General features: G+C 60.5%; 10 protein-coding genes and 3 pseudogenes. 7 read left to right on the top strand and 6 right to left on the bottom strand.

The features are described from left to right. The first annotated feature begins 189 nt into the window (after window positions 1–189). Complete coding sequence (locus tag NKH59_RS30210; RefSeq protein ID WP_353023966.1) at window positions 190–360, top strand: hypothetical protein; 171 nt, start codon at window positions 190–192, stop codon at window positions 358–360. 242 nt (window positions 361–602) lie between these two features. Here NKH59_RS30210 and NKH59_RS30205 read toward each other — a convergent pair. Next, window positions 603–1,289: pseudogene (locus NKH59_RS30205) on the bottom strand (OB-fold nucleic acid binding domain-containing protein); the annotation flags it as partial. On the opposite strand from NKH59_RS30205, the pseudogene NKH59_RS30200 reads away from it, so the two are divergent. The 4 genes and pseudogenes from NKH59_RS30200 to NKH59_RS30185 all read left to right on the top strand — a co-directional run. Continuing rightward, window positions 1,290–1,403 (top strand): annotated as a pseudogene (locus NKH59_RS30200) (elongation factor P); the annotation flags it as partial. Window positions 1,404–1,630: 227 nt separating this feature from the next. Continuing rightward, window positions 1,631–2,671, top strand: a complete 1,041-nt coding sequence (locus NKH59_RS30195; protein ID WP_353023964.1) for a glycosyltransferase family 2 protein — start codon at window positions 1,631–1,633, stop codon at window positions 2,669–2,671. Further along, the gene (locus NKH59_RS30190) at window positions 2,646–3,338 is read left to right on the top strand and encodes a class I SAM-dependent methyltransferase (protein WP_353023962.1); all 693 of its coding nucleotides are present in this window, start codon (window positions 2,646–2,648) and stop codon (window positions 3,336–3,338) included. The genes NKH59_RS30195 and NKH59_RS30190 overlap by 26 nt, the downstream gene beginning before the upstream one ends. Next, window positions 3,316–3,771 carry a GtrA family protein gene (locus tag NKH59_RS30185; RefSeq protein ID WP_352542315.1) on the top strand — a complete coding sequence of 152 codons (456 nt, stop codon included), beginning with the start codon at window positions 3,316–3,318 and terminating at the stop codon, window positions 3,769–3,771. Before NKH59_RS30190 ends, NKH59_RS30185 begins: the two co-directional genes overlap by 23 nt. Here NKH59_RS30185 and NKH59_RS30180 read toward each other — a convergent pair. The 3 genes and pseudogenes from NKH59_RS30180 to NKH59_RS30165 form a co-directional block, all read right to left on the bottom strand. Beyond that, a complete protein-coding gene (locus NKH59_RS30180) occupies window positions 3,768–4,307 on the bottom strand; it encodes a hypothetical protein (protein WP_353023960.1) in 540 nt (179 codons plus the stop codon). The two genes, NKH59_RS30185 and NKH59_RS30180, sit on opposite strands and share 4 nt — an antisense overlap. A 79-nt stretch (window positions 4,308–4,386) precedes the next feature. After that, window positions 4,387–5,544 carry a putative hexosyltransferase gene (locus tag NKH59_RS30175; RefSeq protein ID WP_353023958.1) on the bottom strand — a complete coding sequence of 386 codons (1,158 nt, stop codon included), beginning with the start codon at window positions 5,542–5,544 and terminating at the stop codon, window positions 4,387–4,389. A 196-nt stretch (window positions 5,545–5,740) separates the two neighbouring features. Continuing rightward, window positions 5,741–5,860: pseudogene (locus NKH59_RS30165) on the bottom strand (phosphatidate cytidylyltransferase); the annotation flags it as partial. Between the two features lie 334 nt (window positions 5,861–6,194). Between NKH59_RS30165 and NKH59_RS30155 the strand changes: the two are divergent. Together NKH59_RS30155 and NKH59_RS30150 are read left to right on the top strand one after the other, a co-directional pair. After that, window positions 6,195–6,800 (top strand): cupin, encoded by a 606-nt coding sequence (locus tag NKH59_RS30155; protein ID WP_353023954.1) that lies wholly within the window; start codon window positions 6,195–6,197, stop codon window positions 6,798–6,800. A 168-nt stretch (window positions 6,801–6,968) separates the two neighbouring features. Continuing rightward, entirely contained in the window at window positions 6,969–7,277 is a 309-nt protein-coding gene (locus tag NKH59_RS30150; RefSeq protein WP_353023952.1) for a hypothetical protein, read from the top strand. Between the two features lie 221 nt (window positions 7,278–7,498). Here NKH59_RS30150 and NKH59_RS30145 read toward each other — a convergent pair whose 3' ends face one another. Continuing rightward, on the bottom strand, window positions 7,499–10,924 hold the full coding sequence (locus tag NKH59_RS30145) for an acyl-[ACP]--phospholipid O-acyltransferase (protein WP_353023950.1): 3,426 nt from the start codon (window positions 10,922–10,924) through the stop codon (window positions 7,499–7,501). Between the two features lie 893 nt (window positions 10,925–11,817). After that, complete coding sequence (locus NKH59_RS30140) at window positions 11,818–12,165, bottom strand: hypothetical protein (RefSeq protein WP_352816230.1); 348 nt, start codon at window positions 12,163–12,165, stop codon at window positions 11,818–11,820. Between the last annotated feature and the right edge of the window lie 74 nt (window positions 12,166–12,239).

Below are 12,239 nucleotides of genomic sequence, written 5' to 3'. Positions count from 1 at the left end.
GGGGCGCGCGCGTCGCTGTGATCTTCGTGGCGGTCGAGGCGGCAGGGCTGATGCTGACCTGGCTTGCGCCCGGGCCTGTTCTCGCGGCCATCGGAGCGGGCCTGACTGGCCTTGGCTACTCGCTGGTCTATCCAGGGCCTCGGTGCCGAGGCCGTAAGCCGTCTTCCGCCACGCAGCCGCGGCCTGGCCATGGGACTCTACACAGTCTTCCTCGACGTGGCGCTCGGCTTCGGCAGTCCGGCGCTCGGCTTGGTGGCTGCGTCGGCCGGGCTGCAATTCGTCTTCCTCGTCGTCGCGACGGCGACGCTTCCGGCGTTAGGCATCGCTCTGCTGCTGGGTCGCCGTAACGCTCCACTATAGCTAGTCTGTGCTCGAGATGTCGCGCAACCACGATCGCTCCCGCTTTGGGCGACGTCTGCTTCCGAGCAATGCCAAAATCGACGTCTACGGCCGACATAGGCGCATTGCGGTCGAAGTGCGACGGGCACCTGAACGGCCGCTATTTCCAGCCTAGCTGCCCAGAAGTCGTCGGGTGGGATACCACCACACTGAGAAATTCGCGACGCCGGACACCTTGACTATGCCGAGCCGCGGCGGCGTTTTTACCGAAAGTCCCGTGGTTTAGGCAGCTTGATCGGCATAGTCTCGGAGTCGGGATAAGATCCCTTATGCCGAGTTCGGCATAAAGGATCGACGATGTTTCGGCCCTTCGACAGGCTCCGCGGATCGACACTCGGCGCGCCGTGATGGGCTTCGTCACCGCGGCCATGCGGCACGGGAAACGGCGTCTCGCGGTTTCCCAGGCTGGCCAGCTCGGGCGACAGGTCGGTCAACTGATGGGAGACGAGATGCACCACCTCCCCTTCCCGCTGGATGCGGCCGCGCACGCCGAGCATGGCCGACGAAAGAAGCACGCGACGGAATTTCTCGAATACCTTGACCCAGACGACGACGTTGGCGGCGCCCGTCTCATCCTCCACGGTGAGGAACATGAGGCCTTTGGCCGAGCCTGGCCGTTGCCGGACCAGAACCAGGCCGGCAGCCTCGAGCCAGCTTCTGTCTCGCGCCTGCATGGTCTCCTGACAGGTCACGATGCTGCGCCGGCGAAGATCGGCACGCAGAAACGACGCCGGATGGCTGCGCAAGGTCAGCCCAACATGGCCATAATCCTCGACAACGTCGCGGCCGGCCGTCATGGGCCTGAACGCAACAACAGGCTGGTGGATCTCAGGCAAAGTCTTCTTCTCACGGCAAGCAGCGGCCGCAAACAGCGGCAGAGGTTCGTCGCGAAACCGGCAACGCTGTCCAACGGCGTGCGCACCCTGGTACCGCTATACATCAGCACCGGCACCCGCGTCGTGGTGATGACTGCGGATGGCGCCTACGTGGAGCGCGCGAAGGAGGGCGTGCAGCGATCTTCAGGGCGGTCAAACAGCTTTGTGCTGGCGCCAGACGAACCTCGCTGGCGACCTATCGAGTTCGCGCCTCGGTGCGGACGCTCATCTCTCACTGAGAACCGGCATTCAATCAAGAACTAGCTAAATTAGCACTTTCTTGCACACCTTTGGAACTTTGTAGCTTTCGTTACATTTTCAACCGCATGCGAGACTCTGTGGTCCACGGCCCTGGAATGACGGTGAACAGATCACCGCCTCGCTACTCGCTCGTCCTGCCCATATACAATGAAGAACAGGTGCTGCCTCGGCTGATCGAGCGGATCAGTTCGCTTGTCGACCGGCTGGACGGCGAAACCGAGGCCATCTTCGTCGATGACGGAAGCCTCGATGGAAGCGTCGAATACCTCCAAAAAGTGGTTGCCGCCGAGCCGCGCTTTCGGCTGATCGAATTTTCCCGCAATTTCGGCCACCAAGTGGCGATTACCGCCGGTATGGACGCCGCTGCGGGCGATGCCGTCATCGTCATGGATGCCGACCTGCAGGATCCGCCGGAAGTCGTTCTCGATCTGGTGGCCAAGTGGAAGGAAGGCTTCGAGATTGTCTATGCCCGCCGGGTCAAGCGCGAGGGCGAATCCTGGTTCAAGCGCTTTACGGCAAGTCTTTTCTATCGCCTGCTGGAGAAAATGACGTCGGTCGATATTCCGCGCGACGTCGGCGACTTCCGCCTGGTCGGCCGCAAGCCGCTGGAAACCTTCAAGCGTATGCCCGAACATGACCGCTTCGTCAGGGGCATGTTCGGCTGGATGGGCTTCAAGCAAACGACCGTGCCATTTGAGCGCCACGCGCGAACCCTGGGCCAGACCAAATACCCATTCTGGAAGATGGTGCACCTTGCGGTTCACGGCATCGTCAGTTTCTCCGAGAAGCCCTTACGCCTGGCGCTCTGGGGCGGATTGGCCATTTCCGCGCTTGCGGTGGTCTTTGGCGCCTATGCCATCTTTGCCTCGTTTTTTGAAACCGGCATCATTGCCGGGTGGACATCCACAGTGGTGATCGTGTCGCTCCTGTGCGGCATCAATCTTTTCATGACCGGTGTGGTCGGGCTCTACGTTGGCAGCATCCACGCCGAGGTGAAACGCCGCCCGCTTTATGTGATTAATCGGCTCACCGGCTTCGACGAGGCGATGCGTACCGTCTCTGGTGAGCGCCGCCTATCGTTTCACAAGCCCAGGAGTGGAGTCCCCGCCAATGGCCGAACTCTTCGACAGCTATAATTCCAACTATGGCGAGGCGGTCGAAGGGTCCATCCGATTTTCCGGACTCGGGCACGACTTCTTCCTTGTCGCCAAGGCGGATCTGCTGCGGCGTCTGGTGGTCGAGCGAAAGCTTCGGCGGGGTGGGGCGGCTGTAAGGGCGCTGGATATCGGCTGCGGCGTCGGCTCGCTCCACCCCTACCTCGACGGCGCTTTCGACAGCCTCGATGGCTGCGACGTGTCGGAGCAATCAATTTTGCGCGCCGGCCAGGACAATCCAAGTGTGACCTATAGGGCCTGCACGTCGCCGAGTCTGCCCTACGAGGATGGCGCGTTCGATCTGGCTTTCGCCAGTTGCGTCGTCCATCACGTTCCGCCCTCCTCCTGGTCCGATTTCTTGCTGGAATTGCGGCGTGTCGTGCGGCCAGGTGGCGTCGCCTGCATCATCGAGCACAATCCCTATAATCCGCTGACGCGTCTTGCGGTGTTCCGGTGTCCGTTCGACCACGACGCGGTCCTCGTCAACGCTGCCAACGCAGCGTCGCTCTTTCGGGAGACCGGGTTCCGGGACATCCGATCCGAGCATTTCCTGCTGCTGCCGTCGGCAAGGCCTTTCGCCAGAAGAGTCGAGCGCGCGCTCGCGTCGCTGCCGCTTGGAGCGCAGTATGCCTGCAGTGCGCAAGTCTGAGGGCCCCTCGACCAGCGACGCCGGCCTGAAACTGCTGGTGCGTTTCGGGTCGGTCGGCATCGCTGCAACGATCCTATATGCAGTGATGGCCACCGCTTTGGTCGAATGGCAACGGTTCGGCCTCTCGCCGGTCGGTGCCTCGCTCGCAGCTTATACCGCTGCCGCCCTGTTTTCTTATCTCGCGCATAAGTTCGTGACCTTCGCGTCGAGCGGATCGCATCGATCGGAGGCTCCGCGTTTTCTCTTGCTGACGGCAACCGGCTTCGCGGTGGCTTACGCGGCGCCGGCGCTTTTGACTGCGAAACTCAGTCTGCCGCCGATCATTGCCATCCTGGTTACATGCTTGCTTGTTCCAGCGGTCAATCTCCTCATGCTCGACCGATGGGTTTTTGCGCAGCGAAGACGCGGCCGGCAGCGCGATCGCCCGCCCTAATCCGCATCAGTGGGATCGAGCCGGAGCGACAACAATTTGATGGAGCGCTTATAGATGTTGCTGGCGGCAGGAGTTTGCGGAATGCCGTCGAGGTAGTCGAAGGCGATGTCGAGTGTCTTGGCCTTGGCGAGGGCCGCCGGTGGAATGACGAACGATACCGTGCGTGGCTCTTTGCCGGACAGCGTCACCGCATGCACCCGAACGCCGTTCACCGAGATCACAACCCTTTGCGTGATCTGGGGCGGACGAATGACGGCGGCCATTTGCAGCGTGGCAGTCAGACCGTCGCGAAGCGGCGGTATGTCCAGGCGAAGCCGCGAGGTCTCGCCCAGCGAATGGGTGCCGTCGGCTACCGGCCCCGACCAGCCACAGACCATCATGCCGGTTGCCTTTTTGGCTCCGTCGGACCGGAACGACACCGTCTCGCCAAGTGTGTAGCTGCCGACCGCATCGCGATTGAGGCAGGTCGTCGTCCGGTCGATGTAATAGGCGCGATAGTCGGCATTGACGTCTGGATTGAGAGCAAGCGCAAGCATGATGATTTCTGTCCCGGCCAGAACCGCCGCCAGCGCGTAGCCACCAAATCTGGCCGCGCGCCGATACCGGCCCGAAATGTCAGACCAGGGCAAGATAACCCCCGATCCATGCGACGGTCATGAAATAGCAGGCGCCCAGGAAGAGACCCAGAGCCGCAAGAAAAGTCAGCTTCGACGCCGACAACAACGTCGTCAGCAACATTGTCAGAGGCGCAAGCCCAATGACGTATCTGACCATCGAGGCCAGGTTCGTGATCAGCGGCAGGATGATGCAGCAGGCGCAGAACAACGCGGCGCCATATTGCCTGCGAACCGCCAGAACCGCCGATAGCGCCAGTCCTATGAGTGCGGCGAGCGCGCTCCATTGCGGCGCCGTAGGCAGCCATCCAGTCGCCGGAACGGCCGAGAGTCCATCCCATATGAAGGCGAGCGGATTGCCCACCACCCGTCCAAACGCGCGCTGGACGTGCAGGAAGGCAAAGCCGTCCCCGACCGTCAGATAGAGGAACAGGATGTAGGCGAACAAGCCGGCAGGCGAGATGAGAATTGCAACGAGCAGATCCGGTCGGCCAAGCACCCAACGTGGGAAAGAAAGCGCCGATCCGCCCTTTGCGCGGTAATCCCTGAACATCTGAATGACGGTCGCAAATACAACAAGCACTCCGACGAGCCTGGTTGCCGACAGCAGAGCCGATGACAGCCCCGCGGTCAGATAGCTGGAGCGTTTGAGTGCCAGAAAAACGCACGACGTCACGAGCACGAAAAGAGGTTCGGTCAGGAAAGTCGTAAAATGAAAGGAGAACGGGCCGCTGAGCAGAAAGGCGCAATATAGCACATAAGCGCGCATGTTCTTCTCGAGCAGCGGCCACGCCACCAGACAGGCCGCGTAGCTGCACGCAACCGATGTGATCGACGCGAGCAGTATCGTCGGCAAAGGGAAAACAGACCGGATTGCCGCCACCAGCATCGGATAGAATGGAAAGAAGCCCCAGCGTCCGACATTGCTCTGGTTTGGAATGGGAAAGCGCTCATAACCGTGTTCGGAAATGTCGACATACCACGCGCAATCCCACCGGCAGAGCGCGTGGGCATAGGCTGCGAAGCCTGGTTCCGCCGAGATCGAGGCAAATGCCGCATAGCGAATGGCCAGTCCACCGACGACGAATAGCAGCGGCACCACCACGACCGCAATAAAGCGGCCACCGGCGTTCGGACGCGCGACAGCTTCGAGCGCCACAATCTGCCTCCACCCGTTCAAGTGACTGGCGCCACTCAAAGCTAGATGACGCGCGCCCGGGCGAATTCAAGGCATGCAACGCGGCTCAGATGGCGATAGAGCTACCACGCGCTTCTGAGCCAGACCAGCATCTCGCCGGGGTCGCGATCGTCCCAGGTAAAGTACGGCACGGCGGTGAGTTTCGCTTCCTCCACCGCGCCAGAAGATGCCGGCCGAACAGCTTGCCGAAGATAAATTGCAGTACGTCGCTGCCTTGCACGGTGATGATCAGGAAAGCGATCAGCAACAGGTTGCGGCCTTCGAAGCTTGGGCGATCCGGGTGAGGTGATCGATCATTCAACATAAGCGCGTTTCCGCTGAATCGGCGGCGGAAATTGGTCGAAGGTATCGCCCGGGTCCCAGAATCCAAAAACCTGGAGGACGCGAATGCCTTCTGGCGCAGCACCGCCAAGGCAATTCTCGTCAACTCCGGCAGGCACAAGCTGAGCGGCCGACATGCGGGCGCTTCTCTGAGTTTCAGTTCTCCTCGCGGGCCGCAGCTTAATAGCGGCCATTCGACAAAAGGAACAAAGTGCGGTGTCGCTGGTTGAGATTTGTTGAGACCAGAGCGGAGGCTTTCGCCGCTGTCTCATCCAGCGCAAGGATTCGCCGTGGGCATTCTCGAGAGCCTGAAGAAAGCTACCGAGCAGGCGACGGGTATCGCGCGACCGAGAAAGCAAGAACTCGCCGAATTCGTGAAGATGAAGAAGCCACTCGAATTTCGGTTCAAGGATGACGGCCTCGTGCCGAACCACCCCTTCTGGCCGTTTGTCGTCTATCGCGGCGCCGTAAGGTCGGTGGAACAATTTGATTCCGCAGCCGTGCTGGAAGAGCTTTTCGAGTCCAATGGCTGGAGTAGCGGCTGGCGGGACGGCATCTACCACTACGTCCATTACCATTCCCGCAAAAATGAAGTGCTTGGGGTTTCGGGCGGAACCGGCAAGGTTCGGTTCGGGGGCAACAGGGGCCGTACATTGTCCTTGAAGGCCGACGACATGGCAGTTCTTCCGGCCGGCACCGGTCACCAATGTCTCTCCGAGTCTGCTGGTTTCCTGGTAGTCGGCGCTTATCCCGCATCCGACGCTTATGACGAATGCACGACAGCCCAGGAACATGAGCGGGCATTACGAGCGATTCCCAAGTTGGCCGTCAACGCAAGGATCCGGTCTATGGGAGCAAAGCGCCGCTGGTCTCAGCGTGGAAAAAATGAAGCTTGAAGATGAAGTCCGCCACGTTTCCGAAGACTTGGACGATGATGTACTGAGTGACGCTGTGCGGGCGCTGCATCGTCGGGTGAAGATCGTTCATGATTTCGATATCCCTACATTGCTGGATACAGCAAAGATGGCAGGACGATTTATATCGATCGCCATATGCCTCGCACTATGGATTGGAAATCGGCCAAGGTCCGGCTTGCCCCATTTCTGCTAACGCACGAAATCGTTGAAAAGGCGCTCCTAGACGAACTCGGGCTTCATTATCTGCACGCGCATCAAATCGCCCTTCGAGCCGAACGCGATGCAGTGAAGGCGGCGGGTGTTGGCTGGTCCGCTTACCAGGCCTTCAACAAAAAGAACGAAAAACCGATCTCCGAAGAGAAGCTCAAGAAGATCCCCAAGGATCTTGACCTGACGCCCTACCGCGACATGAGTGACTTTTCAACGCTCGAGCGTCTGCTGAAGGCGCAACGATAGTCGGACAAGCCAATGGTCCTCGCTTGCCAGTTCTATGACCGCCGCCTCGACAGTTCAGCATCGACGAGCTCGCGGCACATGTGCAAATGAGCGCATCGACCCTGCACCATCGTTTTTCGCCAGCTGCAGCTCGTTCGCATGGCGCTGCGTGCACCGAACTTTCGCGGCGGTCCCGTGTTCTCAACCGAGATACACAAAAGCGACCCGTAAAAGCGAGCCGTTCAAGCCGCTTGGGTTTTCATGTCTTCGCCGCTCACCATTTTGGTCACAGCGGAGAAATCGAGCTTGCCTGAGCCGAGGACAGGCACTTTCGCAACGACGCGCACTGCGGCCGGCACCATCAGGTCCATGGCGCCGTTGGCCCTGGCGAAGGCCAGGAATTCGGCACGCGTGGCGTTGACAGCCTCGGTAATGAGGACCAGCTTTTCGCCCTTGCGCGCATCTGGCACGGCGGCGACTGCCGAGAGCGAGCCTTTCCACAATTCGCCCGCCAGTGCCTCGACGGCGGCCAGCGAAACCATCTCGCCACCGATCTTGGCAAAGCGCTTCGCGCGGCCTCGAATGGTGATGAAGCCGACGTCGTCGACGGCGACCACGTCACCGGTGTCATGCCAGCCGTCTTCGAGCGGCTCGAGCACGCCCGGCTTCTCGGTGCGCAGATAGCCCGCCATGACATTGGGCCCGCGCACGAAAAGCCGTCCGCCATCCTCGACGCCAGGCACCGGGTCCAGGCGGTACTCCATACCCGGCATGATTTTGCCGACACTGCCGGAGCGGTTGTACATCGGCGTGTTGATGGAGATCACGGGCGCGGTTTCGGTCACGCCATAGCCTTCGAGGATGCGCAGGCCGAACTTTTCCATATAGGTCGCGCGCGTAGAAGCCTTGACCGGTTCCGCGCCGGCAAAGCAATAGCGCACTGAGCGGAAGTCGTAAGGGTGTGCCGTACGCGCATAGCCGCTGAGGAACGTATCGGTGCCGAAGATGATCGTCGCGTTCGATGCGTAGACCAACTCCGGCACGATGCGATAGTGCAGCGGGGAGGGATAGAAATAGACCGGCACGCCCGAAATCAGCGGCAGCACCGTACCTGCTGTCATGCCGAACGAGTGGAAGATCGGCAGCACGTTGAAGACCTTGTCGCCCGAATGGAAGTCGATACGCGAGGCGGCCTGGGCGGCATTAGCCAGGATATTGCGATGGGTGAGCACCACGCCCTTAGGCGTGCCTTCAGAACCTGAGGTGAACAGGATCACCGCCGGTTGGCCGGGCTTGCGGGCGACCCGGGGTGCATTTTTGCGCAAAAGGCCGAGCAGCTTGTCCTTGAGGCCAATGGTGGCCCTCAGATCATCAAGCCACACAATATCGACCGAGCGGCCGAGTTCCTCGACCAAGGCGCCAAGTTTCGCTTGTTCGACAAAGGCGCGTGAAGTCAGCACGGTGCGCACCTCGGCGGCCTTGCAAGCGGAGAGGATGTTGGCCGCACCGGCAGTGAAGTTCATCATCGCCGGAACCTTGCCGGCGGACATGACGCCGAGCAGCGTCGCACAGGCGCCGTTCGCATTGGGCAGCATGATGCCGAGCGTCTGCTGGCCGGCATAGAGGTTCTTGAATTTCTCTCCAAGCACGGCGGCGGCTGTCAGCAGCTTGCCGTAGCTCAGCGAACCGGTGACGGGGTCCTGCACGGCCAGTTGCTTCATGCCGCGTTCGCTCGCCGTCTGGATGATCTTCTCCAGCACACTCTTGTCGATGTCCTGGGTGCGGAAGACGAGATCCGACATGACCTGGTAGAGGGCAGCACCCGCCGCTGCGCGGCGCTTCCGGCCCTTGAGATCCGGCGGTACTTCAAGTTTGGCCGGTTCTAGTATCGTCACCCTGACCTTTGGGAACAGCTGGCGGCGCACATGCAGCGAACTCAGCCGCGAAAAATAGCTCTTCTCCAGGCCGTCGATGCGCACTGGCACGATCATCGAGCCGGTCTTGTCGGCCACCATGGCGCCACCGTCATAGACCTTCATTAGGCCGCCGGTCACGGTGATCCGGCCTTCGGGGAAGATGACAAGCGGATCGCCGCCTTGCACGGCCTTGATAAGCGTGCGGGTCGACATCGGCTTGGCCGGATTGAGCGGCAGGGCGCGCGCAAGTTTCATGAACGGCTTCATCCACCAGGCTTGGGCGATGGTGTAGTCGATGGCAAACACCGGCTCCTCATCCGTCAGCGTCAAAGCCAATGGGCCGTCGAGGAAACTGACATGGTTGAGCGCCAGGATGGGTGCCGGGCCGGCCGCCTTAAGGTTTTCCAGCCCCTCCACCTCCAGACGATGGAAGGCTCGGAACAGAATGGAAACGAAGTCGCGGAAGGCGTTGGTTGGCAGATATCTCAGCATCAGCCAGGCGGCGACCACGTTGAGTGCGGCGAGGCCGAACAGGATACCTCCAGTGGAGACGCCCACTGCTTGAATCGCGGCAACAAGTATGCCGCCCACCGTCATAAAGCCTGCATTGACGATGCTCACCGCGGCGACGACGCGAGCGCGACTGGCTTCGGGCGCCCAGGCTTGTACGGCGGCGAAGGTTGGTACGACAAGAAAGGCGCTGGCAATAGCCATGCCGGCAAGGTCGATCGCAACATGGATCGTGTTTGGCCTGGCGAAGAATATTGCGAGCGTTTCGGCCCCGATCGAAGGCTGCATGCTCCAGATGGTCCAGGCCAGGTCCAAGCCGAACAGTGCCATCAACGCAGTGCCAACCGGGGCTGGCAAGAGCACCATGCGGCCCTGCGACATCCATGCGGCTATGGCAGAGCCAATGGCGATCGAAACGGCGAACACCGCGAGATAGGCGGTGACCGCGATTTCTCCGCCACCGAGCGAATCCTTGACCAGTGTAGGCAGGATCGAAAGGACAATGGCCCCGATCAGCCAGAACCACGACGTCATCAGTCCGGCGCGCCAGATCCGCTTGTCGGCACGCAAACCGTTCACCTGTCGCCAGGTCGAGCGAAAGATGTTTTTGTCGATGACTAGGTCGGGAGCCGCAGAACCGGTGGACGGGATGTAGCGGCTGACAAACCAACAGGCCACGGCAAGGACCATCATGATCGGCCCGAACACCGAGACCCCAATGCCATCGGCCGAGACGACGCCTCCGGCGATAGTGCCGCCGAGGATGGCGGCGAAGGTTGCCGATTCGATCCAGGCATTGGCGCGGGGCAATTCCTTGCGCTCGAGGTGATCCGGCAGGATGCCGTACTTGATCGGTCCGAACAGTGCCGAGATGATGCCGAACATGAGCAACGCGATCATCAGCACCGGGATCGACGACAGGGTGATTCCAACGACAGCGACAGCCGCAGCGGCGATCTCGGTGAATTTCAGCCGACGGGCGATGAGCGCCTTGTCGAACCGGTCGGCGATCTCGCCACCAACGGCGGACAGGAGCAGGAAAGGAGCCATGAAGACGGCACCCGCCAGCGTAACCAGTGATGCAGCCTTGTCCGCCGCCAGGGTGAACAGAATAAGGAACACCAGCGTGTTCTTGAGGAAATTGTCGTTGAAGGCGGAAAGGAACTGCGTCCAGAAGAGAGGCGCAAAGCGCCGTGACGTCATCAGATGGCTAGTCGTATGGCCGTTCTTGGCGATTTCCATTGGGGCGGCTTCCATTGGGCAATACCGTTGAACATCGTGGTCGTATCGATCAGCGGTCTTGCGCGGTTTGAGCTTCTTGTAGTGCGAACGCGGTTACACTTCGTTACTGCGGCTCAAATCGATCAGCGGCTTTTGGGTTTGGGGCTTCTAGCCGGTTCATGAAGCGGCTCGCCTCTTCTGCGTCTCGCAAGGTCCTGGTGATGGTGATCGAGGTATGCACGAGCCTGGTCGCCGCCATCGGGCAGAACCCCTTGGCGGCAAAGGTTGCTCCATGAAATTGATGGCGCCGTCATTATCGAAGCGGCGATGGCGAAATTGGCATGGTGAATGTTTGCAGGCGCTTGAACCCTTGGGAGCATAGCTGTTGAAGGGCATCGATATTGTCTTTTGGTTTCAGGGTGAGGTTGCGCCGGCGTTTGTCTGTCTCCAGGCCGGATACAATCAAGCGGTCTTGCGACGGTCCGGACGAACGCAGCGTCAGCGCTGCTCCGCAGCAGCGGCTGCAGACGGCGGTCGCCAGCCAGCTTGAGGCGCAGTTGCCGCAACCACTCGCCATCCTCTCCGAGCGGATCGCAGGACAGCTACGCGATTCTGAGCACTGCCAAATCGGCCTAAATTTCCACTGCCGAATGGACGATGAAACGCGTAAGCGAGTTTCCGGACCGGAAGCTATGCGTTGGGTTGCCCAAACGATGCAGAGGCGCTGCTGTTGGCGCGACAAGCTCGACCGCAGGTGCGGACGGCATAAGAATTTTGAAGAGGCCCGTGGTGACTAGGGATTGCGCCGGTATTGGCGACGCGCGAAGACTGGGTCGATATCTGGGCGAAGGCAGCCCCTGCGACGCAACTTCATACCGGAGAATGGAGGCCGCGCTGGGAGGTTGTTGCTTCGGCTACCAACTCAAAGTGATTGTCCGGGAGAGTTCGGCGATGTCGCCATAGATCATCGAACCTGTGACGAGAAAACATTTATCACCGAGGACTTCGAAGAGTGAGCTTGCCGCGGTACAAACCGGCAGGTTCTTCGAATTGGCGTGCGTGCCGAGGGTCGCGGTTTCGACCTTACGGTCGGTCGCGGTTTCGACCTTACGGTCCTTGGCTTCGGCACAGCCGACACCGATCGCGAGGATTGCGATAGCAATGAGAGTCGTCTTGCTCATATTTTGCCCCTGGAGCCAGCTCTTGTCGGGTAAGTCGCGCGATGCATCAAGTAGCACCGGCCCACGATCGGCTTCATCCATCGATTGGAGGAAGCGGGCTCATCCATAATTAGCAATATCTTGAGTAAGGCGCCGAGCGCACCAGACTCATGGAA

The organism is Mesorhizobium sp. M0998 (assembly GCF_040318885.1).
Lineage (GTDB): Bacteria > Pseudomonadota > Alphaproteobacteria > Rhizobiales > Rhizobiaceae > Mesorhizobium.
This window is presented reverse-complemented; position numbering and strand designations above follow the sequence as displayed.

What these genes read in the sequence shown, in the direction of transcription:
- NKH59_RS30190 (WP_353023962.1), top strand. Translation starts at nt 2,646, where the DNA reads ATGGCCGAACTCTTCGACAGCTATAATTCCAACTATGGCGAGGCGGTC.
- NKH59_RS30145 (WP_353023950.1), bottom strand. Translation starts at nt 10,924, where the DNA reads ATGGAAATCGCCAAGAACGGCCATACGACTAGCCATCTGATGACGTCA.
- NKH59_RS30195 (WP_353023964.1), top strand. Translation starts at nt 1,631, where the DNA reads ATGACGGTGAACAGATCACCGCCTCGCTACTCGCTCGTCCTGCCCATA.
- NKH59_RS30185 (WP_352542315.1), top strand. Translation starts at nt 3,316, where the DNA reads ATGCCTGCAGTGCGCAAGTCTGAGGGCCCCTCGACCAGCGACGCCGGC.
- NKH59_RS30210 (WP_353023966.1), top strand. Translation starts at nt 190, where the DNA reads ATGGGACTCTACACAGTCTTCCTCGACGTGGCGCTCGGCTTCGGCAGT.
- NKH59_RS30180 (WP_353023960.1), bottom strand. Translation starts at nt 4,307, where the DNA reads ATGCTTGCGCTTGCTCTCAATCCAGACGTCAATGCCGACTATCGCGCC.
- NKH59_RS30140 (WP_352816230.1), bottom strand. Translation starts at nt 12,165, where the DNA reads ATGGATGAAGCCGATCGTGGGCCGGTGCTACTTGATGCATCGCGCGAC.
- NKH59_RS30150 (WP_353023952.1), top strand. Translation starts at nt 6,969, where the DNA reads ATGGATTGGAAATCGGCCAAGGTCCGGCTTGCCCCATTTCTGCTAACG.